Origin of the sequence: Nocardia sp. NPDC059229 (genome assembly GCF_042754165.1) — a bacterium.
Lineage (GTDB): Bacteria > Actinomycetota > Actinomycetes > Mycobacteriales > Mycobacteriaceae > Nocardia.
Genome location: NZ_JBHZAK010000005.1, coordinates 263,759 through 286,541, shown reverse-complemented (window position 1 = coordinate 286,541; position 22,783 = coordinate 263,759). Strand labels below are relative to the sequence as shown.

Here is a 22,783-nt window from a genome sequence, read left to right as displayed (position 1 = left end):
GGGATAGAGCGGTACGGCGGGGCATGCGGGGTGGGTTGGGCGCGGACTCGACGTGACCCGACTCGCGCCCAACCCGATCCTGAACCGGGTTGGGACGGTTCAGGACGCTTCTTGGGACGACACCGTCTCGGCCACCGGCGCGCCGTTCTTGGCCTTGGCGGCGATGTCCAGGGCGGCCAGGTAGCCGAAGGTGATGGCGGGGCCGATGGTCGCGCCGGGACCGGCGTAGGTGTGGCCCATCACCGGGGACGAGGTGTTGCCGGCGGCGTACAGGCCCTCGATGACGGTCCCGTCCTCGCGCAGCACGCGGGCATCGTTGTCGGTGACCAAGCCGCCCTTGGTGCCGAGGTCGCCGGGGACCATCTTCACCGCGTAGAACGGGCCGACCTCGAGCTTGTTCAGGCACGGGTTCGGCTTGATGGTCTGGTCGCCGTAGTACCGGTCGTAGGCGCTGTCGCCGCGGTTGTAGTCGAGGTCCTTGCCGGTCGCGGCGAAGCCGTTGAAGCGCTCGACGGTGGCGGCCAGCTTGTCGGCGGGGACGCCGATCTTCTCGGCCAGTTCGGCCACCGTGGGCGCGACGACGATCAGGTCGTTTTCCATCCACCGGGACGGAATCCGCTGGCCAGGCTGCAATCCGGCGAAGATGTACCGGGACCGGTAGCGCTGATCGAACACCAGCCAGCACGGCACGTTCTCGCCCGGACCCTCACCCTGCCCGTATTCGCCGCCGTACATGGTGTGCACAGCCTCGACGTAAGGAGCGGACTCATTACCGAATCGCTGACCTTGCGTATTGATCATGATGCTGCCGGGCAGATTTCGCTCCGCGAGGCAGAACCAGGGCTTTCCTTCACCGCGGAAGGTGGTCGGACCCCACCAGGCGTCGTCCATGAAGTCGATGTCCGCGCCCGCCGCGATGCCCGCCCGGATGCCGTCGCCGGTATTGGCGGCCGCGCCCGTGGTCCACTCGGTGGTGATGGGTTCGCGCTGGTACTTGTGCCGCATGTCGGCGTTGTGCTCGAAACCGCCGCTGGCCAGGATGACGCCGTACTTGGCGTTGAACCGGACGGCCTGCCCGTTCTCCTCGGCGTCGACGCCGGTGACTACGCCGTTGTCGATCACCAGTCCGGTGAGCGGGGTGTTCAGCAGCACCGGCACATTCGCGTCCAGCAGGCCCTTGCGCAGGCCGGCGATGATGGCCTGGCCCATGCCGACCAGCGCCTTGCCGGTGACCTTTCCCCACGCCCAGCGGGTGCCGACGCGCAGCACGCGCGCGATGCCGACCGGGTGGCGGCGAATCAGGTTGAGCTTCTTGTAGTCCGCCTGCATGACGACGACGTTCAGCGGCGCCTTGCTGTAGGCCGGCTCCAGCTTGAAGCGCTCCTCGCCCAGGACTTTGAGGTTGAACGGCTTGGGCTCGCAGCTGCGGCCGTCCGCCTTGCCGCCCGGTGCCTCCGGGTAGTAGTCGGAGTAGCCGGGTACCCAGGTCATCTTCAGGGCGGAGTGGTCGAGCACGTAGTCGAAGGCTTCGGCGCCGCGATCGATGTAGGTGTCGATCTTCTCCTTGGGCACCACGTCGCCGATGATGCTGTACAGGTAGGTGCGCGCCTCGTCGAGGTCGTTCCCACGGCCCGCGGCCTTCAGCACCTTGTTTCCGGGAATCCAGACGCCACCGCCCGATCGCGCGGTAGAACCGCCGTAATGAGCGGCCTTTTCGATGAGCACCGTGCGCAGACCGTGGTGCGCAGCGGTGAGGGCGGCGGACATACCGGCGGCACCGCTGCCGACCACCACCACGTCGTAATCCCGATCAGTCATGTAGAACACGTTATAGAATCGATCCTGGTTTGGTCTATGTTGGTCTGGCAGATGGGACTGCTGAAGCGACGTTATTCACAAAAACTCGTTTCAGTTTCTAGTCTCGTTACTGGATGGCCACCGGCCGGTACCCCCGATGGAAGGAACACAGCGTGCTGACCGACGCGCTACGTAAGGAACTGGCCGACGAGCTCGCGGCGGCCGAGCGGACCCGGGTTCCGATCGATCCGCTGGCCGTGCGGCATCCCGAGATCGACGTGGTCGATGCCTACGAGATCCAGCTCATCAATATGCGGCAGCGCTTCGACGGCGGCGCCAAGGTCGTGGGCCACAAGGTGGGCCTGTCCTCCAAGGCCATGCAGCAGATGATGGGCGTGGACGAACCCGACTACGGGCACCTGCTCGCGGAGATGGAAGTCTTCGAAGACGTTCCGGTCGACACCTCCAAGTACCTGTACCCCCGCGTCGAGGTCGAGGTCGGCTTCATCCTGGGCGCGGACCTGCCCGGCGAGGACTGCACCGAGGAGGACGTGCGCAAGGCCACCGTCGCCTACGCGCCCTCCATCGAGCTGATCGACACCCGCATCAAGGACTGGAAGATCGCGCTCTGCGACACCATCGCCGACAATGCGTCCTCCGCCGGATACGTGCTGGGCAAGCAGCGGGTCTCGCCGGATCAGCTGGATATCAAGAACATCGACGCCGTGCTGACCCGCAATGGCGAAGTCATCGCCGAGGGCCGCTCGGACGCCGTGCTGGGTGACCCGACCATCGCCGTGGCGTGGCTGGCGCGCAAGGTCGCCTCCTTCGGGGTGCGCCTCAAGGCCGGCGACATCGTGCTGCCCGGCTCCTGCACCCGCGCCATCGACGCCCGCCCGGGCGACGAGTTCATCGCCGAGTTCGCCGGACTCGGTTCCGTCCATCTGGGTTTCGCGTAGACCTGAGCCGATCAGGCCGCGTCGCACAGACACTGACCTCACCGAGTAGGAGAAAGCCGTGACTGCAAGCAAAGTCACCGCCGCGATCGTCGGGTCCGGCAATATCAGCACCGATCTGCTGTACAAGCTGCTGCGTTCGGAGAAGATCGAGCCGCGCTGGATGATCGGCATCGACCCGGAGTCCGAGGGCCTCAAGCGCGCCCGCGGCCTGGGCCTGGAGACCTCCGCCGAGGGCGCGGACTGGCTGCTGGCACTGCCGGAGAAGCCGGACCTGCTGTTCGAGGCCACCTCCGCGTACGTGCACCGGGCCTACGCGCCCAAGTACGCCGAGGCCGGCATCCGCGCCATCGACCTCACCCCCGCCGCCGTCGGCCCGGCCGTGATTCCGCCGGTCAACCTCGACTCGCTGCGCGACGAGATGAACGTCAACATGATCACCTGCGGTGGGCAGGCGACGATTCCGATGGTGCACGCCGTGTCCCGCGTCGTACCCGTCGAGTACGCCGAGATCGTGGCGTCGGTGTCCTCCGTGTCCGCCGGTCCCGGCACTCGCGCGAACATCGACGAGTTCACCAAGACCACCTCCGCCGGTGTCGAGACCATCGGTGGGGCGAAGCGTGGCAAGGCGATCATCATCCTGAATCCGGCCGAGCCGCCGATGATCATGCGCGACACCATCTTCTGCGCCATCCCCGAGGACGCCGACCGCGACGCCATCACCGAGTCGGTGCACCGGATGGAGAAGTCCATCCAGCAGTACGTGCCCGGCTACCGGCTGCTCAACGAGCCGCAGTTCGACGAGCCGTCGCTGGTTTCCGGTGGCATGGCGAAGGTTTCGATCTTCGTCGAGGTCGAGGGCGCGGGCGACTTCCTGCCGCCGTACTCGGGCAACCTCGACATCATGACGGCCGCCGCCACCCAGGTGGGCAACGTGCTGGCCGACCAGATCATCTCGGCTCGGGTGTAAGGAGTTCCGATAATGACCAATCCCAATGTCCTGAAGCCGTTCTCGGCCGACCTCGACGTCCGGGTCACCGACACCAGCCTGCGCGACGGCTCGCACCACAAGCGCCACCAGTTCACCGTGCAGGAAGTGCGCGACATCGTCGGCGCGCTGGATGCGTCCGGTGTGCCGGTCCTCGAGGTCACCCACGGTGACGGCCTGGGCGGTTCCTCGTTCAACTACGGGTTCTCGAAAACCCCTGAGCAGGAACTGATCAAGGCCGCCGCGGAGACCGCCAAGCAGGCCAAGATCGCCTTCCTCATGCTGCCGGGCGTCGGCGTCAAGGAAGACATCAAGATCTCGCAGGACAACGGTGCGTCCATCTGCCGCATCGCCACCCACTGCACCGAGGCCGACGTCTCCATCCAGCACTTCAACATGGCCCGCGACCTCGGCCTCGAGACCGTCGGCTTCCTGATGATGGCGCACTCCACCACCCCGGAGAACCTCGCCAAGCAGGCCCGCATCATGGCCGACGCGGGCTGCCAGTGCGTCTACGTCGTCGACTCGGCGGGTGCCCTTGTGCTGGACCAGGTTACGGACCGCGTCTCGGCTCTCGTCGCCGAACTCGGCAACGACGCCCAGGTCGGCTTCCACGGCCACGAGAACCTCGGCCTCGCCGTCGCCAACTCCGTCTACGCCGTCCGCGCCGGTGCCACCCAGATCGACGGCAGCGCACGCCGTTTCGGCGCAGGCGCCGGCAACCTCCCCGTCGAAGCCTTCATCGGCGTCTGCGACAAGCTCGGCATCAAGACCGGCGTCGACTTCTTCGCCGTCACCGATGCCGCGGAAGATGTCGTCCGCCCGGCCATGCCGAGCGAATGCCTCCTCGACCGCCAGGCATTGATGATGGGCTACGCAGGCGTCTACTCGTCCTTCCTGCGTCACGCCGAGCGCCAGGCCGAACGCTACGGCGTCTCCGCCGCCGAAATGCTCGTCCGCGCCGGCCAGCGCAAGCTGGTGGGCGGCCAGGAAGACCAGCTCATCGACATCGCTCTGGAACTCCAGCGCGAAAAGGAAAAGTCGGCCGCCAACGCCTGACCCCACCCCTTCACTGGGCCGCAACCGACTCCGGTTGCGGCCCAGCGGCGTTTTCGGCACCCGTTCAATGACCGATCAGTAAGCTGACCAGCGTCTTCTGCCGATCTGCCCGCCCTTGATGTATCTAACCTGATATCATCGATTCAGGCTTGTATATCTGGAGGTGGCTCATGGCTCGGACGGTGATCGACCTTGACGATCAGCTGGTAGCCGACGCGTCGAAGGCCCTTGGGACAACGACGAAGAAAGACACCGTGAATGCGGCCCTTCGGGAAATTCTCGAGATCCGCCGCCGTGCGGTCGCGCTGACGCGGCTACAGGAACTGGTCGCCGATGGCGCGATCGATGTGGAGATATTCGAAGACAAGCGGAACTATCGCCGGTGAATGGGGCGCAGTTCCTCATCGACACGAGCGCTCTGGTCCCGCTGCTGCGTCAGGAGCCGGACGGGGTGGTGTGGCAGCGCGTCGCCGCCGCAGGGTTGATCGCGATCTGCCCGATCACCGAACTCGAGTTCTTTTACAGTGCGCGTTCGATTGCCGATCGCGAGTCGCTGATCGAGCAGATTCGCATTCTGTTCGGCTGGGAGCCGGTCGACGATCGTGCCTACCGGCGGGCATGGGAAGTGCAGGGCGAGTTGACCAGTCGAGGGCAGCACCGCAGCGCGGGACCGGTCGACCTCGTCGTCGCGGCTACCGCCGAACTCAGGGGTCTGACCTTGCTGCACCGCGACCGCGACTTCGATTGCGTCGCAGCCATAACCGGCCAGCCTCATCGTCGACTGGGAACTCCCTGATCCAGCGGTTCCCTCGTCACCTCGATCTGCGCAGGGTGGCTTCATACTCGAGGACCGCAAGGAGGTCGTCGGGTTCGAGGTCTGGGTAGTCGTCGAGGATTTCGGCGGTGGGCATCCCGGCGGCAAGCAGTTCCAGCAGCATCTCGACGGTGTAGCGCAGCCCGCGAATCGTCGGCTTGCCATGGCATACGGCCGGGCTGGATGTGATGCGGTCGCGGGACATGGCACAACCTTAGAGGGCCTGCGTTCCCGATCCGCTGGTATTCGGATTGGTCTGGCATCAACTGGCTCTACGTCTTCCAATGGATACGATTGGATAAAAATGAGAGATCTGAGGCCATTCAGGGTCTTGTATCTTCCGCCTAGCGTTGTCCTCGTTCGGTTCGATGAACGGGCCGGGGAAAGCGTTGGAGGACAGAGCGATGCGTGCGGTGGTTCAGAAGAGCTTCGGTGGGCCTGAGGTGCTGGAGGTTGTGGAGGTCGAGAAGCCGGAGTTGCTGTCGGGGGAGGTGCTGGTTCGGGTGAAGGCCAGTGCGGTCAATCCTGTTGATGTGGCGGTGCGGTCGGGGGCGTTCCCGTTGCTGGGGGAGCCGCCGTTCGGGGTTGGGTGGGATATCTCCGGGGTGGTGGAGGCTGCTGGGCCGGGGGCGCGGTATGAGATCGGGGAAGAGGTTTATGGGATGCCGTTCTTTCCTCGGGCCGCAACGGGTTACGCGGAGTATGTGGCGACGCCCTCGCGGCAGGTGGCTCGGAAGCCGAAGTCGCTGAGCCATGTTGAGGCTGCGGCGCTGCCGCTGGCGGGGCTGACCGCGTGGCAGGGGCTGGTGGACAAGGCGGGTGTCAAGGAGGGGGATCGGGTGCTGATTCACCGGGCGGCCGGTGGGGTCGGGCATCTGGCGGTGCAGATTGCGAAGGCGCGGGGTGCGTATGTGATCGCGCTGGCCAGCGCCGGGAAGCACGACTATGTGAAGAGCCTCGGGGCTGATGAGGTGATCGATTACCGGACAACCGATTTCACCGCGGCTGTGAAGGATGTCGATATTGTCTTCGACTCTGTCGCCGATGGGGCGCGGTCGCTTCAGGTGTTGAAGCCGGGTGGGGTGCTGGTGACCATTCTCGAGCATGTGAATCCGGAGCTGGAGCGGGCCGTGAAGGAAGCCGGGCGCCGGTTCGCGGGTGTTTCTGTGGAACCGGATTACTGGGCGCTGGAGCAGATCGCGGAGCTGGTCGACGCGGGGAAGCTGCGGCCGACCATTGCCGAGACGCTGCCGCTGGAGGAGGCGGGGAAGGCGCACGAGATCGTGGCGTCGGGGCAGACCGTCGGCAAAGTGGTGCTGACCGTCGAGTGAGGAGCGGGGCGAATAATCGGGGCGGGATCCGGGTTGCAGGGCACGGGTTCGAGGTGAAGGAGACCGGTCATGGATGTGCTGAGTGAGGCCCTGGCTTCGATGCGGACCGGTGCGCCGAACTCGGTGCGGACGGATGGGCGGGTGCCGTGGGCGCTGCAGCTGCCGCCGACGGCGGGTGCGGGATTCCATGTGGTGCTGCACGGGACCTGCTGGTTCTATCCCTCGGACAGCAGTGCCCGGCCGATCGCGCTCGGGCCCGGTGATGTGGTCTTCGTCCGGGATGGGGCAGGGCATATTCTCGCCGACCACCCGGACACCCCTCCTGAGGTTCCCCGGCCCGAGCAGTACACCCAGCGTCCGCCCGTGGGCGCGTTGCAGATCGGCGGGGACGGCCCGGCCACCAGTCTGCTCTGCGGCAACTATCACCTCGACGGGCAGCGGCCGCATCCGTTGCTGCGGCAGCTCCCGGAGGTGATCCATCTGCCCGCCCGCCACGGCCGGCACCCGGAGTTGAATGCCGCGATCCAGTTGCTCGGCGCGGAGCTCGACAATCCGCGCATCGGGTCGCACGGCATCGTGCCGGCGCTGATCGACTCGCTGCTGCTGTACATCCTGCGCGCCTGGATCGAGGAGCAGCCGCAATCCGAGGCGGTGGGATGGGCTGCGGCGCTGCGTGATCCGGCCGTCGCCCCGGCCCTCGAAGCCATGCACGGCGATCCGGCCGCGCCCTGGACCGTGCAGTCCCTCGCCGACCATGCGGGCCTGTCCCGCGCCGCGTTCGCCCGCAAGTTCAATGCCATGGTCGGCGAACCACCGCTGGCGTACCTGACCCGCTGGCGGCTCACCACCGCGGCCCGCCTGCTGCGCGAGGACGAGCTGGCCATCGAAAAGGTCGCGGCCCGAGCGGGATACAGCTCCGAGTTCGCATTCGGGAAGGCGTTCAAGCGTGAATACGGCCTCGCCCCTGGCCAATACCGTCGGCAGGCCCGCGCCGCTGCCTGATCCATCCACAACACTCACAGAGGCAAAGCGCCCCTGTGGATGAATTCCACAGGGGCACTTTTCTATCGCCAGGGTTCTGGAGGAACCCGACTCACAACCAGGTGTCCAAGGTGGTGGTCGTGAGGAAGTGTTCGAGGTCCGCGCGCCAGGGCGCGGGCGTCGTCTTCTCCGGTTCGATGGCCGTGTACTGGCCCCGGTAGAAGAGCAGCGGCCTGCCGGAGTCGGTGGACTCCGACAGGGCCTGGACCCGGCCGATCACGATGTAGTGATCGCCGCCGTCGAGCACGTTGTCCACAGTGCACTGGATCGTGGCCAACGCGCCGTCCAGCACCGGGAGGTCCAGTTCCGAGGTGTGCCAGTCGATTCCGGCGAACTTGTCGGGTTCGCGGGAGCCGAAGCGGGCGCACACCGGCTGTTGCTCCTCGGCGAGCATGTTCACGGCGAAGCTGCCGTTGCGTTCGATCGCCGCCCAGGAGCGGGACTCCTTGGTGGGGCAGAACAGCACCAGCGGCGGATCGAGGGACAGGGCGGCGAACGACTGGCACGCGAAGCCGATGGGGGCCCGCGCGCCGTCGATGCCGTCGAAGGTGGTGATGACGGTGATGCCGGTGCAGAACTGCCCCAGCACGTTCCGGAACTGACGCCCGTCGATGACGGGATTGGCGTCGGTGGTCATTGGCCGCCCCTGTTCGTCTCGCTACTTGAATCCGACGCTGAAGTCGTGGCCCCACAGGCTGACCGCGGTGGATTCCCGCGCGATCCACGAGTGGTCGTCGACTTCCAGTCCCTCACAGCCGAATTCGATGTCGAACCCGCCCGGCGTCTTCATGTAGAACGAGAGCATCTTGTCGTTGATGTGCCGCCCGAGGGTGGCCGACATCTTCACCTTCTTGCGGTTGGCGCGGTCCAGGCAGAGGCCGACGTCGTCGGAGTTCTCCACCTCGACCATGAGGTGCACGATGCCCGTCGGGTTCGGCAGCGGCAGGAACGCCAGCGCGTGGTGGCGCGGGTTGCAGCCGTAGAAGCGCAGCCAGGCCGGGTCGCCGTCGGCGGGACGGCCCACCAGCTGCGGAGGCAGCCGCATGGAGTCGCGCAGCCGAAAGCCCAGCACGTCCTGGTAGAACGCCTGTGCCGCAGCGTCGTCCGTGCAGGTGAGGACCACGTGGCCCAGGCCCTGTTCGGCGGTGACGAACTTGTGGCCGTAGGGGCTCACGAAGCGGCGGCCCAGGTACTGCGCGCCGTAGAACGCCTCGAGGGTGTTGCCGGCCGGATCCTGGAACCGGATCATGCCCTCGACCCGGCGCTCGCCGAGCTCCTCCTTGGTGCCCTCGGTGAAGGCGACCCCGGCCTTGGACAGGGTCTCGCGCAGCTGCTGCAGCCCGCGGGCGTCGGTGACCTCCCAGCCCGAGACCAGCAGCCGGTCCTGCTCACCGGGGACGATCACCAGCCGTGCGGCGAAATCGTCCATGCGCAGGTAGAGCGCGTCGGGGTTGAGCCCGTCGCCCTCCATCATGCCGAGCACCTTGAGGCCGTACTCGCGCCAGGCCGCCATATCGGTGGCCTCGATGCGCATGTAGCCGAGCGCCTTGATACTCATGCTCACTTCTCCTTGACGCCGAGCAGGAAGTCGGTTGCCAGGCGGTTGAATTCGTCGAACTTCTCCAGCTGTGCCCAGTGTCCACAACCGCCGAAGACATGCAACTGCACGCGCGGCACCATCTTCAAGGCGACCAGGGCGCCGTCGATCGGGTTGACCCGATCCTCCCGGCCCCAGATCATGAGCACCGGCTGCCGCAGCTTGAACGCGTCGCGCCAGATCATGCCCTTGGCGAAATCGGGTCCGGCGAAGGACTTGCCCATGGCGCGGGTGGCGGCCAGCGACTCCGGCTGCGAGGCCGAGGCGAAGCGCTCCTCGACGAGTTCGGGCGTGATCAGCTTCTGGTCGAAGACCATGATCCGCAGGAACGCCTCCAGGTTCTCCTTCGTGGGTTCGAAGTTGAACTTGGACAGCAGCTTCACGCCCTCGGTGGGGTCCGGCGCGAACAGGTTGGTGGACAGGCCGCCCGGGCCCATCAGCACCAGCTTGCCGGCGCGGTCCGGGTAGTCCAGCGCGAAGCGGGTGGCCGCGCCGCCGCCGAGCGAATTGCCCAGCAGGTGTACGCGTTCGGTGATGCCGAGGGTGTCGAGCAGGTCCTTCAGCGCCGAGGCCGAGTGCACGAAGTACTGCGGGTGCTCGGTCGGCTTGTCGGATCGGCCGAAGCCCGGCTGGTCGACCGCGAGGACGTGAAAGTCCTTGGCCAGCACCGGAATGTTCTTGGCGAAGTTGGACCACGAGGACGCGCCCGGGCCGCCGCCGTGCAGCAGCACGATGGTGGGCCCGTTGCCGACCCCGGCCTCGTGGTAGTGCAGCTTCAGGTCCGGCCGCACCTGCGCGAAGCGCGAGGTGGACTCGTAGGTGATCTCTCCCACTGCGGTCATGGGGATTACACCATTCCGTCGGTGACCGGGAGACCGAAGGCGTGGGTGCCGTACATGACGTAGGCGCGCTCCGGGTCCTGCGAGGCGTGCACACGGCCGGCGTGGGCGTCACGCCAGAAGCGCTGCAGCGGAGTGCCTTCCACGAGCGCGGTGGCGCCGGCGGCCTCGAACAGGCGGTCGACGGAGGCGATCACGCGGCCGGTGGCGCGCACCTGGTCACGGCGGGCGGCGGCGCGCATCTCGAACGGAACGTCCTTGCCCGCCACGATGCACGCGTACTCGTCGGCGATATTGCCCGACAGCTGACGCCAGGCGGCGTCGATGTCGCTGGCGGCCTCGGCGATCCGGACCTTTGCGAACGGGTCGTCCTTGGTGTTCTCGCCCGCGAAGGCGGCCCGGACGCGCTTGCCCTGGTGCTCCACGTGGGCCTCGTAGGCGCCGTAGCCCATGCCGATGATCGGCGCGGTGATGGTCGCGGGGTGGATGCTGCCCCACGGCATCTTGTACAGCGGGTCGGTATTCTGCTCCAGGCCAGGCGATTTCAGTTCGCCCATGGTTCGCATGCTGAGGAAGCGGTGTCGGGGCACGTACACGTTCTCGACCACGACGGTGTTGGAGCCGGTGCCGCGCAGGCCGACCACGTGCCACACGTCGTTGATCTTGTACTCGCTCCGGGGGATCAGGAACGAGCCGAAGTCGACCGGCTTGCCGTTCTTGATGACCGGTCCGCCGACGAACACCCAGTCGGCGTGGTCGGAGCCGGAGGACCAGGCCCACGAACCATTGACGATGTAGCCCTCGCCGTCCTCGGTCACCACGCCCGCGCCCATCGGGGCGTAGGAGGAGGAGATCCGGACCTCGGTGTCGTTGCCCCACACCTCTTCCTGCGCGCGCTGGTCGAACAGCGCCAGGTGCCAGTTGTGGATGCCGAGAATGCCGGCGCACCAGCCGGTGGAGCCGCACGCGCTGGCGATCTTGCGGACGGTGTCGTAGAAGATCACCGGGTCGCAGGCGTAGCCGCCCCACTGCTTGGGCTGCACGAGCTTGAAGAAGCCGGTCGCCTGCAGATCCTTGACGGTCTGGTCGGGAAGGCGGCGCAGATCCTCGGTCTCCTGGGCGCGCTCACGCAGGGTCGGCAGCAGCGCCTCGACCCGCTCAACTACTTCTTGCGTCATCTCGCCAGTTGCTCCTGCCTGGTGTTACGGGAAGCGGTCTTCGTTTGCCCCTGAGAGTAGAACACGTTCTTATTCCTGTCGAGAACGCAGTACAAGCGCAGCTCAGAGCGCCCCTATCCAGGTAGTGGGACCTATCGCTGGCCAACCGCCAGCCGATTTTGTAACGTGTTCTAGTACATCCATAGGAGGATCAACGATGGCGACAAGCGCCCAAGGGCCCCGCGGGAAGGTCCGCGAGATCGACGTGGGCTCGATGCCCACCCGCTACGCCCGGGGTTGGCACTGCCTCGGCCTTGCCAAGGACTTCCGTGACGGCAAGCCGCATGCGGTCAACGTATTCGGTACCAAGCTGGTCGTTTTCATGAACAGCCAGAACGAACTGAAGGTACTGGACTCCTACTGTCGTCACCTGGGCGGCGACCTCTCCATGGGTGAGGTCAAGGGCGACTCCATCGCGTGCCCGTTCCACGACTGGCGCTGGGGCGGCGACGGCAAGTGCACCGGCATCCCCTACGCGCGGCGCGTGCCCCCGCTGGCCCGCACCCGCGCGTGGATCACGCTCGAGCGCAACGGCCAGCTGTTCGTCTGGCACGACCACGAGGGCAACCCGCCGCCGGACGAGGTGACCATCCCGTACATCGAGGGTCCCTACACCAATGCCGACGGCAGCTCCTCGGAGGCGCTCAACGAGGGCTGGACCGACTGGACCTGGCACTCGCTGCTGATCGAGGGCTCCAACTGCCGCGAGATCATCGACAACATCGTGGATATGGCGCACTTCTTCTATATCCACTACGCCTTCCCCACGTTCTTCAAGAACGTGCTCGAGGGTCACGTCGCCACCCAGTACCTGGAGACCAAGGCCCGCCCGGACATCGGCAACGCGGCCAAGGCCGGCATCGACGTGCTGCTCAAGTCCGAGGCGTCGTACTTCGGGCCGTCGTACATGATCAACCCGCTGCTCAATATCTACAGCGGCTTCGAGGTCAAGACGGTCCTCATCAACTGCCACTACCCGGTCACGCAGAACTCCTTCATGCTGCAGTGGGGCGTCTCGCTGGAGAAGCCGAAGGGGCTGCCCGAGGAGCAGGCGCAGATGTTCGCGGCCAAGATGACCGAGGGCGTCAGCGAGGGCTTCCTGCAGGACGTCGAGATCTGGAAGCACAAGTCCAAGATCGACAACCCGCTGCTGACCGAGGAGGACGGGCCGGTCTACCAGCTGCGCCGCTGGTATGACCAGTTCTACGTCGATGTCGCCGACATCGACCCGAAGTCGGTGCAGCGCTTCGAATTCGAGATCGACACCTCCAAGGCCAACGAGGCCTGGGGTCTCGAGGTCGAGGAGAACCTGCGGAAGAAGCGGGAGGCCGACGAGGCCGCCGCGCAGGAGGCGAACGTCTGATGACCAGCTGGGCGAAGGCACCCGATTTCGCGGACCGTCCGGAACAGCGAGCACAGGTGCGCGCCCAGACGGTTCTCGACAAAGAGCACTACATGGAGTCGGGGCTGACACCGATCGCGTGTCAGACCTGCGGCACCGAGGTGCTCGTGCGCAAGCACAGCCACAATCAGAAGACGGTGCAGTGGACGGTCGATCCGGCCGCGCACTGCCCGGTCTTCCGCAAACTGGCCGAGTCCGGGCCGACCACCGGTAAACCGGACTCCTGCCCGAACCTGGAGAAGACCATCGACCACGCGGTCGCGGAGGGTCTGCTCGGGATCGACGACTGAGAGTCGTCGGACCACCGATTTCCTTGCTTCGTGCCCGCCGCGCACAGCGCGGCGGGCACGAGAATCGAAGAGTAGGTTCGCGGCTCAGTCGAGCCGGAAGTCGGCGAAATCGAATCCTGGGGAGACGACACAACTCACCAGCACGTAGTCGTCACCTGCCGGACGGGCGGCCTGGCTGATTCCGCCGGGAACCACCGCCTGGGGACGTTGCCCCTGCTCGACATCGGGTCCGAGGACGATCTCCTCACCTCCGATGTTCAGCAGCAGGGGACCACCCCGATGCCAGAACCAGATCTCGTCCGACGTCACCGTGTGTGGCGCGGACTTCTCACCGGGTAGCAGCAGGAAATAGATGGCCGTGCCGGTCGCACGCGGGCCCGGGTAGCCTGCCGGCTCGAATTCCACTCCGCTGCGCCAGGTTTCCCGATACCAGCCGCCCTCGGGATGCGGCACCATATCCAGTTCAGCGGCCAGCTTCGGACGGTCGTCGCTCATGGCCCCCACTGTATTGCGGGGCTCGACCGAATTCCCTGTATTGCGAGCGCGTTCGGCCAGACGTCATCGACGGCCGTCTCATGCCCCGGTGATCGTCCAGGTGATGCCGCGGGGCGCGAGCGAATCCAGGAAGTCCGCGGCGTCGAAGGCCTCCGAGGGCGTGAGCACACCCGGCTTCACGGCGCCGCTGGCGAGCCGCACGGCCGCTTCGACTGCCATCAGGCCAGAATCCCGGTAGGAATCGACCCCGCTGACCACGCCGCGCCGTGTCCGGCCGTCCGCTGCGGTGGCGTCCACGATCATGTCGTAGCGCAGATCCGAAGCGGCACTGGGCTTTTCCGGCAGGCCTGCCACCAGCTCGGCGGTCAGGCCGGTGATGTTGGCCCGGAACGCACTGTCGACGGCGCCGGTGACCGACGCGGCATCGGTGTGACGCGGGATGGTGAGTACCGCGGGGAAGGCGAACTTGGCCACCGCGGTCGGCTCGGTGTCGCCGGGGTACAGCATGGGCGCCGGATCCGCCGGGCCGGTGCGGAACTCGCCGTCGGCATAGTGCCAGCCGCCCGCGCGGAACCAATCCAGGCTGGCCAGTAGGGTTTTCGCGCTGCCGCGGGAGCCGTCCCCGCCGCTGCGGCTGTGGTGGCTGATCACGAAGCCGACCGGTCCGGCGAGACGCGCGGCGAGTAGATCCGCGAGCAGATCGGCGGGGAGATTGCTGTCGGTCACCGAGGAGAGGACCGTCACCCCGGCACGCTCGGCGCGCGGGCCGTACTCGTCGAGGACCCGGCGGAGGAACAGCTGCTCGCCCGAGATGTCGACATAGTGCGTGCCCGCGTCGAGGGCGGCGGCCAGGATGGGCTCGCCGAGGTCCACGTAGGCGGGCAGGCTGCTGATCACCACATCCGCACCGGTGAACGCCGCGACCAGGGCGGCGTGATCGTCCGCCGCCGCGATCCGGATCTCGGCCTGCGGTAGCCCGGCCGCGTCGGCGGCGGCGCGCAGCCGATCGGCATTGCGGCCCACCAGGATCGGGGTCAGGCCGCGGCGATCCAGCTCGGACAGGATGTAGCCGCCGGTGTGGCCATTCGCGCCGTACACGGCGATGGTGGGGGTCTGCGTGGTTTCGTGTGTCGTCATGTGAATGAAGCTATTCGCGTGCAGTGAGCATATGAATGGCTGAATTGCTCAGTACGATGCTCGAAACGCTCACAAAGTGAGCGGTATGGTGTCGAGGTGGACATCCTCAGCGAGACCGTCGCCGCCATCCGCACCGGCAACCCGGCCTCGGGACTCTTCATCCGGCACGCGCCGTGGGGCCGTCGCTATCCGAAGGTGCCCGGCGCGGGATTCCATGTGGTGCTTCAGGGTTCGTGCTGGGTGCTGCCGCCCGACAGGGAGCCGGTCGCGCTGGGGGCCGGCGATGTGCTGTTCATGCCGCGCGGCGAGAACCATGATCTGGCCGACGCGCTGGGGACGCCGATCACCGAGGTCGCCGTGCCGGGCGAGCCGCGCGAGATCGCGGGTCCGGGCGCGCGGACGGCGCTGGTATGCGGTGCGTACGAACTCGGTCGGCACCGCAGCCACCCGCTGCTCGACGACCTGCCGGAATTCATCCACCTTCCGGCCCGCCCCGGCCGCCACCCGGCCCTGCGGTCCGCCGTCGATCTGCTCGCCGCCGAGATCGCCGAACCGCGACCCGGCACCGATGCCGCCATCCCCGCGTTGCTCGACACCCTGTTGCTGTTCATGCTGCGCGCCTGGTTCGACGAACAGTCCACTGCGCCGACCGGCTGGGCCGGCGCCTTCGGCGACCCGGCCGTATCCGATGCGCTGCGCGCGATTCACGCTGCGCCGGAACGGGCTTGGACGGTCCCGGAGCTGAGCGCCGTCGCCGGGGTCAGTCGCGCCACCCTCGCTCGCCGCTTCCTCGCCACGGTCGGCGAGCCGCCGCTGTCCTATCTGACCCGCTGGCGCATGCTCACCGCGGCGCGGCTGCTGCGCGAGACGGACACCCCGCTGGCCGGCGTGGCCAGGAAGGTCGGCTACCAGAGCGAGTTCGCCTTCGCCAAGGCCTTCAAACGCCAGTACGGATCGGCTCCCGGCCAGTACCGCCGCGTCGACGATGAACCCGCTGTTCTGGCGGTCTGAACGCGGGCCCGGCTCGTCGCGCGGCAGACGGTGGACGGGCGGCGGGCTGGGTGGGGTCGGCATAGGCTGAGCAGTGTGACGGACTGGCGTGCACGCAGGGGACCGATCGGCGTCTTGACCGGCGCGGGGATTTCGACCGACTCCGGAATACCGGATTTCCGTGGGCCGCGCGGGGTTTGGACCGAGGATCCGATCGCGGAGCTGCTGTCGACGTATCAGAACTATGTGGCGGATCCGGAGCTACGCACCCGGGCGTGGCTGGCGCGGCGGGACAATCCGGCCTGGCGGGCGACACCCAATGCGGCACATCAGGCCCTGGTGCGGCTGGCTGCCTCGGGACGGGAGGTCGGCATCATCACCCAGAACATCGACCGGCTGCACCAGCGGGCCGGGTCGGACAGCGTGGTGGAGATCCACGGCAATATGTTCGAAGTCGTCTGCATCGACTGCGATTTCACCGATTCCATGGCCGCCACCTTGGAGCGGGTGGCCGCGGGCGAGCCGGATCCAGCGTGCCCGGACTGCGGCGGCATCCTGAAGGCGGCCACCGTCATGTTCGGCCAGCAGCTCGACACCGCCGCCATTCGCGCGGCGGTGCAGATCGCCGAGAACGCCGAAATCTTTCTGGCCGTGGGCAGTTCACTCCAGGTCGAGCCCGCCGCGTCCATGTGCGCGGTGGCGGTGGACGCGGGGGCCGACCTGGTCATCATGAACAACGAACCGACCCCCTACGACGACTACGCCGCCGAGATCGTGCGCGACCCGATCGGGGCGGCGCTGCCCCGGCTGGTGTCGGAGATCCTGGGGGACTGAGGGTTTCAGCTGAACGGCGTCTTCGGGCGCGGCACCATCTCGCCGTCCACCCAGATGTCGACCTTCTCGTTGTAGAACGAGGCCAGCCCGGCGATCTTCTGGCTCTCCGGCAGCGGGGTGCGGTAGATCCACACCAGGTCCGGGTGACTGGTCTCGCCCAGCTGGATGTTCCAGTACTCGGCGTGGCCCTTGTACGGGCACGACGTCCTGGTCGCCGACGGCCGCAGCAGGTCCATGCGGATATCGGTGAGCGGCAGGTAGTAGCGGGCGGGCAGCCCGGTCTCGAACAGGATGCGCGGGGAGTGCGAATCGGCCAGGGTCTCGCCGTCCAGTTCGACCCGGATGTGGCGGGAACTGGCGAGGATGTCCACCCGGGTGTAGGGGTCGCGGGGGTGGACGTAGATGGGCTCGTCCTCCTCGAACCACTCGTCCATGGCCTGGAAGTCCAGCTTCACCAGGTCGCGCAGTTCCGGAATCGGGGAGTCCAGGTGCCGGACGGCCGCGCCCGCCGCGGTGACGTCGTCGGCGATCACATCGAATTCGGTGCCGTCCCCGCGGCTGGGGGAGTGGCGGGTCTTGCCATTGGGCTCCAGCTTCACCCGCAGGTCGGCGACCGGCAGATAGTAGGTGGGGTAGTGGGGTCCCTCCCATACCAGCGTCGGATTGACGGTATCGGCGGCCAGGTGACCGCCCAGGTAGGCGCGTACCCGCTTGGCGCTCGGTTCGACGCGTACCCGGCCACGCTGTGTCTCGGTCATACCTCCTGACGGTACGCCCGTGGGTAAACCGCTGTCGGGGAGCAGGATTCGCGTACCGGCGGCAGCCCGGGAAACCGCGGCCCGACCGGCGATTTTCCCTCCCTGACCAGGGCCGATATGGTGTTCGGGCAACACTCGCGCAACACAAGAAGGTGGCGGTCAGATGTCGGAAACCGGCAGTATCCAGAAGCCGGAGCCCGGCAGTCCCCTCGAGCCGGAAACCGGTGGTGCCCTGAAGCCGGAGCCCGGCAGTGTACAGCTGACGGAACCGGGCGGCGAGCAGCAGGGACTGCGTACCGGACTCCGGCGCCGGCACATGACGATGATCGCCATCGGCGGCGCGATCGGCGCGGGCCTGTTCGTGGGCAGCGGCTCGGTCATCCAGACCGCCGGGCCCGCCGCCATCCTGTCCTACGCGGGCGCCGGACTCGTCGTGCTGTGCGTCCTGCGGGCGCTCGGCGAAATGGTGGTGGCCCGCCCGGTCGCCGGATCCATGGGCGAGTACGCGCGGATGGCCATGGGACCGTTCGCCGGATTCACCGTCGGCTGGCTGTACTGGTACCTCTACGTGATCCTGGTCGGGGCCGAGGCGGTGGCCGGCGCGGCCATTCTCGGCAACTGGATCGACCTCGACCAGTGGATCCTGTCCGCCGGGCTGCTGATCGTCATGACCGTGGTCAACCTGGTGTCGGTGAAGTCGTTCGGTGAGTTCGAGTTCTGGTTCGCCTCCATCAAGGTGGTGGCGATCGTGGCCTTCCTGGCCATCGGACTGGCCTGGGTGTTCGGGCTGTGGCCGGGCTCGGCCGCGGGCTTCGCCAACCTGACCGGGCACGGCGGCTTCACGCCCAACGGGGTCGGCGGCGTCTTCTCCGCCATCGTGGTGGTGATGTTCGCGTTCGGCGGCACCGAGATCGTGACGATGGCGGCCGCGGAATCCAAGGAGCCGGGCCCGGCGGTGGCCCGCGCCACCAACAATGTGCTGTGGCGGGTCGGCCTGTTCTACGTGGCCTCGATCTTCCTGGTGGTGACCATCCTGCCGTGGAACGACGCCAAGGTGCTGACGAGCCCGTTCGTGAGCGCGCTCGAGCACATCGGGATTCCGGCCGCCGGCACCATCATGCAGGTCGTCATCCTGACCGCGGTGCTGTCGGTGCTGAACTCGGCCATCTACGTCTCCTCCCGCATGCTCTACGTCCTCACCCGCGACGGCGACGCCCCCGCCTCCCTGGTGAAGCTGAACAAGCGCGGCGTCCCCGCCCGGGCCGTCCTGCTCGGCACCGTCGCCGCCTGGGGTGCGGTCATCGCCTCCTACGTCTCACCCGACCAGGTCTTCACCTTCCTGGTGAACTCCATCGGCGTCGTCCTGGCCTTCGTCTACGTGGCGATCATGTTCTCCCAGTTGCGACTTCGCGCCCGCCTCCGCCGCGAGGACCCCTCCGCCCTCACCTACCGCATGTGGGGCTACCCCTACATCAGCTGGGCCGTCATCATCGCCCTCTTCGCCGTCTTCGTAGCCATGGCCCGCAACCCCGACCAGCGCAACCAGCTCATCGCCTCCACCATCAGCCTCCTGGCAGTCATGGCGATCTACCCCCTGCGCGCCAAATTCGGCCGCAAGAAGCCGGTCCGCGACGTCGAAATCCTCCACCACTGACCCGAATCCCCTGCGCCACACCGATTCCACAACGAATCGGGCGATTCCCGTCGAGATGACCGGTTATCGAACAATCTTTCGATAAAGCTCCCGAGCCCGGTGCCTACTGCGTGGGTTTGACGACGACGGCGGTGCCGTAGGCGGCGACCTCGCTCATGGTGTTGGCGATCTCGTTGCAGTCGAAGCGCATGGCGATCACCGCGTTCGCGCCATAGGCCATGGCGTGCTGGCACATTCGCATGATGGCCTCATGCCGCGACTGGTACAGCAGCTGGGTGTATTCGTGGATTTCGCCGCCGCCGAGAGCGCGGAAGCCGGCTGCGAAGTTGGCGCCCAGGCCGCGGCTGCGGACGGTCAGGCCCGCAACCTCGCCGATTACCTTGACGATTTCCTGGCCCGGGACATCGTTCATGGTGGAGACCAGGATCGGGAACTGCGGGCCAGGCTGCTGCTGCGGTTGCGGCTGACCCTGCTGCGGGTAGGGGGCTTGGCCCTGCGGGGGATACGGCTGTTGGCCTTGCTGCGGGTACTGCTGCTGGTATGGCTGTTGCGGCGGCATCGGTTGGTTCATGAGCGGGATCGTACGGGGTCGAACCGAACGCGGACCGAACCGGAATGGCACGGCCCGCATCGGGTTTGCCCGAGGTCAGGCGGTGAATGCCGGGGCGTTGCGGCGGGCGAATTCGGCGAAGGTGGTGGGGGTGACGCCGAAGCGTTCGTGGGTGGACACGTCGATGTGGGCTTCGGGGGATCCGGCGCGGCCGGCGTAGAGCTCGTCGAGCAGGTCGATGACCGGGCCGGGTAGACCCTGCTCGGCGTGCAGCTCGCGTTTGCGTCGGCGGGTCACGAGTTCGTAGGTGAACGTGGTTCCCGTTGCTGCGGAAAGCTGTTCGACGATCTCGGTGGAGGTGAGCGCCTCGGGGCCGGTCATGTCGAACGCCTGGCCTTCGATGCCCTCGGCCCGCATCATGGCGACGCAGACTTCGGCGATGTCCTGGATGTCGACCGGGGCCAGTCTGCTCGCACCGATCGGCATGACCAGCGCGTGGCGGGCGCTGTCGACTCCGGTCAGCGCCTCCGGCAGGTACATCTGCATGAACTGGCTGGGGCGCAAATGCGTCCATTCGAGGCCGGAAGCCTCCAGATAGGCCTCGATCTCCAAATGCCAGCGGGTGCCGCGAAAAGCCGTGAGATCGAAGGTGGTTCCGGATTCCTTGCCGCCGAATTTCACGATGTGCCGCACCCCGAATTGTTTGGCGGCGTCGATGAATCGGCACTGCGTCTCCACCATGCGGTCGCGCGGGGAGGAGATCATCAGCGCCCGGTCGACGCCCTCCATGGCGGGTCCGAGGGTGTCGGCGTGCAGCATGTCGCCGACCACGACCTCTATTGTCGGTTCCGCAGCGGCGAGCTGCACGGCCTTGGCAGGGTCGCGCACCAGCACGCGAACCGGGACCTGCTGTTTCACGAACTCGCGCAGGACGATGGAACCGGCCGCGCCCGTGACTCCGGTGAGCAGGAACATGGGTCTACCTCACTTCTGAATGAATGCGGATGCGAAGGTGCGCAGGGTGTTCGGGTCGAGGGCATTGCCGAAGGCGACGACGAGTTCGTCCACGCCGACCTTCTCGTAGGCGGTGAGCCGTTGGGCGATCGTGTCGAGGGTGCCGATCAGGCCGTAGTCGGCGAGGTCGCCGGGAAATACCAGCGGCGCCCACGGCGGGACGGCCGCTCGTGCCTGCTCGTCGGTGTCGCCGATGATGCAATAGGACGTCGAAGTCTTTGTGATGGAGGAGAATTCGCGCCCGACATCGGCGCAGTGCCCGGCCAGGATCTCGAATTTCCGGGCTACCACATCCGGCGGCTCCTGCACGTTGCACAGGTCGGCATAACGGGCGACCAGCCGCAGGGTCACCTTCTCGCCGCCGCCCGCGACCATCAGCGGAATGTGTGGATGTTGCACTCCCGCAGGCTGATTCACGACACGGTCGGCGCGGTAATAGTCGCCGTCGAAGGTAGTGGCGGGTTCGGTCCACATCGAGGCGATGATCCGCAGTGCCTCCTCCAACCGCCGCAACCGTTCGGGCGCGGCCGGGTAGTCGTAGCCGAAGGCCTGATACTCCTGCTCGTACCAGCCCGCGCCGATGCCGAAGGTGGAGCGGCCGCCGGAGATGACGTCCAGGGTCGAGGCCATTTTCGCGAGCAGCGCCGGATTGCGGTAGCCGTTGCCGGTCACCATTTGCCCGAGCCGGATGGTCCGGGTCTCGCGGGCCAGCGCGGACAGTGTCGTCCAGACTTCGAAGACATAGGCCCCGGGTGGTCCGAAGGGTATGAAGTGGTCCGGGGCCCACAGGGTGTGGAACCCGCAGTCGTCGGCGGCGACCGCGAGTTCACGCATGGCTTCGAAGGCGGCGATCGGGTCGCTGTAACCGGCGAATTCCTGGGTGGTCCCGGTCGGTAGATACAGGCTGAGTTTCATGACGAGGATTCCTTTCGTGCGGTGGTCGGGATAGAGACCACGCCGGCCCGCGAAAGGAATCGCCGCCCTCAGTGCCCCGGATCGACCTCGGGAAACCCGAAGTGGCGCACCACGCCCGGGTCGATGAAGGCGGTCACGTGGGTGACGTGCCGGTCGTCGACGGCCAGCACCACCACGCCGAACGCGGTGAGCGCCGGGTCCGTGTGCTCGCCCCGGTAGGCGACCATGGCGGGCTGCCCGTTCGCGATCACCGGATACAGCCGGTACTCCCCGGAGCGCGCCCAGATCAGCAGCCGCTCGATGCAGTGCGTCTTGCCCGCCAGCCAGCGGCCCGTCGCGGTGGATTCGAGAATGGCGTCGTCGCGCAGCAGCTCGGTGAGCCCGGCCACGTCCGCGTTCTCGAACGCGGTGATATAGCGCTCCAGCAGGGCCCGCGCGTGCGGGGAATCCGGTTCGATCACTGCGTCCGCTCGCGGGGACACCTCGTCGAGTTTGGCGCGGGCCCGCTGTAGTGCGCTCTTGGTCGCCGCGAGACTCATGCCGAGCATGTCGGCGACCTCCGCCGCCGGGTAGGCCAGCACCTCCCGCAGGATGAACACGGCCCGCTGCCGTGGCGGCAGATGCTGCAGGCTTGCCACGAGCGCCAGCCGCAGACTTGACCGACCGGCGACGATCTCGGCCGGGTCCGTATCCGGCCAGCGCTCGGGGAACGGTTCCAGCCACAGCCGTTCCAGTTTGGCCCCGGATCCCGCCGCGGCGGGCCCCAATCCGGATGGCAGTACCCGGCGCTGCTTGTTCGTGACCGCGGTCAGGCACAGGTTGGTGGCGATCCGATACAGCCAGTTCCGCGTCGACGCCCGCCCCTCGAATGCCTCCCAACCCCGCCAGGCTCGCAGATATGTTTCCTGTACCAGATCCTCGGCCTCGTGCACCGAGCCGACCATCCGATAGCAGTGCGCGATCAGCTCGCCGCGATACGCCTCAGCAGCGCGCAGGAATTCCTCGCGATCGAGATCACCGGACACGGTCGACGGCATGGCAGCTCCCCGGGACGTAGCGATGTCGATATTCAGACGACCCGGACAGTCGAAAGTAATCGCCAGGG

The 22,783-nt window shown here is 67.0% G+C and carries 25 protein-coding genes; 12 read left to right on the top strand and 13 right to left on the bottom strand.

The genetic code is table 11. The features are described 5' to 3' along the window. Window positions 1-99: 99 nt before the first annotated feature. Window positions 100-1,818 carry a 3-oxosteroid 1-dehydrogenase gene (gene kstD, locus ACFXHE_RS14755; protein ID WP_379383198.1) on the bottom strand — a complete coding sequence of 573 codons (1,719 nt, stop codon included), beginning with the start codon at window positions 1,816-1,818 and terminating at the stop codon, window positions 100-102. A 152-nt stretch (window positions 1,819-1,970) separates the two neighbouring features. On the opposite strand from kstD, the gene ACFXHE_RS14750 reads away from it, so the two are divergent. The 5 genes from ACFXHE_RS14750 to ACFXHE_RS14730 all read left to right on the top strand — a co-directional run bounded on the left by ACFXHE_RS14750 (window position 1,971) and on the right by ACFXHE_RS14730 (window position 5,596). Next, a complete protein-coding gene (locus ACFXHE_RS14750; protein WP_354831291.1) occupies window positions 1,971-2,756 on the top strand; it encodes a 2-keto-4-pentenoate hydratase in 786 nt (261 codons plus the stop codon). Window positions 2,757-2,814: 58 nt separating this feature from the next. Further along, window positions 2,815-3,723, top strand: coding sequence for an acetaldehyde dehydrogenase (acetylating) (locus ACFXHE_RS14745; RefSeq protein ID WP_379383196.1), 909 nt, complete (start codon window positions 2,815-2,817; stop codon window positions 3,721-3,723). 12 nt (window positions 3,724-3,735) lie between these two features. After that, window positions 3,736-4,800, top strand: a complete 1,065-nt coding sequence (gene dmpG, locus ACFXHE_RS14740) for a 4-hydroxy-2-oxovalerate aldolase (protein WP_379383195.1) — start codon at window positions 3,736-3,738, stop codon at window positions 4,798-4,800. A 170-nt stretch (window positions 4,801-4,970) separates the two neighbouring features. After that, window positions 4,971-5,186 (top strand): type II toxin-antitoxin system VapB family antitoxin, encoded by a 216-nt coding sequence (locus ACFXHE_RS14735; protein ID WP_040854392.1) that lies wholly within the window; start codon window positions 4,971-4,973, stop codon window positions 5,184-5,186. Then, complete coding sequence (locus ACFXHE_RS14730; RefSeq protein ID WP_379383193.1) at window positions 5,183-5,596, top strand: PIN domain nuclease; 414 nt, start codon at window positions 5,183-5,185, stop codon at window positions 5,594-5,596. Before ACFXHE_RS14735 ends, ACFXHE_RS14730 begins: the two co-directional genes overlap by 4 nt. 16 nt (window positions 5,597-5,612) lie before the next feature. On the opposite strand, the gene ACFXHE_RS14725 is transcribed toward ACFXHE_RS14730, so the two are convergent. Then, window positions 5,613-5,819, bottom strand: coding sequence for a DUF433 domain-containing protein (locus tag ACFXHE_RS14725; protein ID WP_379383191.1), 207 nt, complete (start codon window positions 5,817-5,819; stop codon window positions 5,613-5,615). A gap of 199 nt (window positions 5,820-6,018) precedes the next feature. Between ACFXHE_RS14725 and ACFXHE_RS14720 the strand changes: the two genes are divergently transcribed. Together ACFXHE_RS14720 and ACFXHE_RS14715 are read left to right on the top strand one after the other, a co-directional pair. Beyond that, complete coding sequence (locus tag ACFXHE_RS14720) at window positions 6,019-6,945, top strand: NADP-dependent oxidoreductase (protein ID WP_379383189.1); 927 nt, start codon at window positions 6,019-6,021, stop codon at window positions 6,943-6,945. A gap of 69 nt (window positions 6,946-7,014) precedes the next feature. Further along, window positions 7,015-7,947: a cupin domain-containing protein gene (locus ACFXHE_RS14715; RefSeq protein WP_379383187.1), complete on the top strand. Its 933-nt coding sequence runs from the start codon at window positions 7,015-7,017 to the stop codon at window positions 7,945-7,947. Window positions 7,948-8,038: 91 nt separating this feature from the next. Here the strand turns inward: ACFXHE_RS14715 and hsaB are convergent, their stop codons facing one another. From hsaB to hsaA, 4 genes are read right to left on the bottom strand one after another with little or no spacing between them, the layout of a single operon-like run. Continuing rightward, window positions 8,039-8,623, bottom strand: a complete 585-nt coding sequence (gene hsaB / locus ACFXHE_RS14710) for a 3-hydroxy-9,10-secoandrosta-1,3,5(10)-triene-9,17-dione monooxygenase reductase subunit (protein WP_379383185.1) — start codon at window positions 8,621-8,623, stop codon at window positions 8,039-8,041. A 21-nt stretch (window positions 8,624-8,644) separates the two neighbouring features. Then, window positions 8,645-9,544: an iron-dependent extradiol dioxygenase HsaC gene (gene hsaC / locus ACFXHE_RS14705; RefSeq protein WP_354831276.1), complete on the bottom strand. Its 900-nt coding sequence runs from the start codon at window positions 9,542-9,544 to the stop codon at window positions 8,645-8,647. A 2-nt stretch (window positions 9,545-9,546) separates the two neighbouring features. Further along, window positions 9,547-10,425 carry a 4,5:9,10-diseco-3-hydroxy-5,9,17-trioxoandrosta-1(10),2-diene-4-oate hydrolase gene (hsaD, locus tag ACFXHE_RS14700; protein WP_364606347.1) on the bottom strand — a complete coding sequence of 293 codons (879 nt, stop codon included), beginning with the start codon at window positions 10,423-10,425 and terminating at the stop codon, window positions 9,547-9,549. Window positions 10,426-10,430: 5 nt separating this feature from the next. Further along, on the bottom strand, window positions 10,431-11,600 hold the full coding sequence (gene hsaA, locus ACFXHE_RS14695; RefSeq protein WP_354831271.1) for a 3-hydroxy-9,10-secoandrosta-1,3,5(10)-triene-9,17-dione monooxygenase oxygenase subunit: 1,170 nt from the start codon (window positions 11,598-11,600) through the stop codon (window positions 10,431-10,433). A gap of 196 nt (window positions 11,601-11,796) precedes the next feature. Between hsaA and ACFXHE_RS14690 the strand changes: the two genes are divergently transcribed. Next, complete coding sequence (locus ACFXHE_RS14690; protein ID WP_379383181.1) at window positions 11,797-13,002, top strand: Rieske 2Fe-2S domain-containing protein; 1,206 nt, start codon at window positions 11,797-11,799, stop codon at window positions 13,000-13,002. After that, window positions 13,002-13,331 (top strand): hypothetical protein, encoded by a 330-nt coding sequence (locus ACFXHE_RS14685; RefSeq protein ID WP_040854414.1) that lies wholly within the window; start codon window positions 13,002-13,004, stop codon window positions 13,329-13,331. The genes ACFXHE_RS14690 and ACFXHE_RS14685 overlap by 1 nt, the downstream gene beginning before the upstream one ends. Window positions 13,332-13,415: 84 nt before the next feature. Here the strand turns inward: ACFXHE_RS14685 and ACFXHE_RS14680 are convergent, their stop codons facing one another. Together ACFXHE_RS14680 and ACFXHE_RS14675 are read right to left on the bottom strand one after the other, a co-directional pair. Further along, entirely contained in the window at window positions 13,416-13,826 is a 411-nt protein-coding gene (locus ACFXHE_RS14680) for a cupin domain-containing protein (RefSeq protein ID WP_354831265.1), read from the bottom strand. A gap of 78 nt (window positions 13,827-13,904) precedes the next feature. Further along, on the bottom strand, window positions 13,905-14,963 hold the full coding sequence (locus ACFXHE_RS14675; protein WP_379383179.1) for a saccharopine dehydrogenase NADP-binding domain-containing protein: 1,059 nt from the start codon (window positions 14,961-14,963) through the stop codon (window positions 13,905-13,907). 96 nt (window positions 14,964-15,059) lie between these two features. Between ACFXHE_RS14675 and ACFXHE_RS14670 the strand changes: the two genes are divergently transcribed. Then, on the top strand, window positions 15,060-15,974 hold the full coding sequence (locus ACFXHE_RS14670; RefSeq protein WP_379383177.1) for an AraC family transcriptional regulator: 915 nt from the start codon (window positions 15,060-15,062) through the stop codon (window positions 15,972-15,974). Window positions 15,975-16,049: 75 nt separating this feature from the next. Then, on the top strand, window positions 16,050-16,787 hold the full coding sequence (locus ACFXHE_RS14665; protein WP_379383176.1) for an NAD-dependent deacetylase: 738 nt from the start codon (window positions 16,050-16,052) through the stop codon (window positions 16,785-16,787). Between the two features lie 5 nt (window positions 16,788-16,792). On the opposite strand, the gene ACFXHE_RS14660 is transcribed toward ACFXHE_RS14665, so the two are convergent. Then, entirely contained in the window at window positions 16,793-17,545 is a 753-nt protein-coding gene (locus tag ACFXHE_RS14660) for a DUF427 domain-containing protein (RefSeq protein WP_379383175.1), read from the bottom strand. Between the two features lie 163 nt (window positions 17,546-17,708). Here ACFXHE_RS14660 and ACFXHE_RS14655 point away from each other — a divergent pair, with 163 nt between their 5' ends. Then, the gene (locus ACFXHE_RS14655) at window positions 17,709-19,199 is read left to right on the top strand and encodes an amino acid permease (protein WP_379383173.1); all 1,491 of its coding nucleotides are present in this window, start codon (window positions 17,709-17,711) and stop codon (window positions 19,197-19,199) included. Window positions 19,200-19,302: 103 nt separating this feature from the next. On the opposite strand, the gene ACFXHE_RS14650 is transcribed toward ACFXHE_RS14655, so the two are convergent. The 4 genes from ACFXHE_RS14650 to ACFXHE_RS14635 form a co-directional block, all read right to left on the bottom strand. After that, complete coding sequence (locus tag ACFXHE_RS14650) at window positions 19,303-19,770, bottom strand: YbjQ family protein (RefSeq protein WP_379383172.1); 468 nt, start codon at window positions 19,768-19,770, stop codon at window positions 19,303-19,305. 75 nt (window positions 19,771-19,845) lie between these two features. After that, window positions 19,846-20,724, bottom strand: a complete 879-nt coding sequence (locus ACFXHE_RS14645; protein WP_379383170.1) for an NAD(P)H-binding protein — start codon at window positions 20,722-20,724, stop codon at window positions 19,846-19,848. 9 nt (window positions 20,725-20,733) lie between these two features. Next, window positions 20,734-21,678 (bottom strand): LLM class F420-dependent oxidoreductase, encoded by a 945-nt coding sequence (locus ACFXHE_RS14640; RefSeq protein WP_379383168.1) that lies wholly within the window; start codon window positions 21,676-21,678, stop codon window positions 20,734-20,736. 68 nt (window positions 21,679-21,746) lie between these two features. After that, complete coding sequence (locus ACFXHE_RS14635; protein WP_379383166.1) at window positions 21,747-22,715, bottom strand: RNA polymerase subunit sigma-70; 969 nt, start codon at window positions 22,713-22,715, stop codon at window positions 21,747-21,749. Window positions 22,716-22,783: the final 68 nt, after the last annotated feature.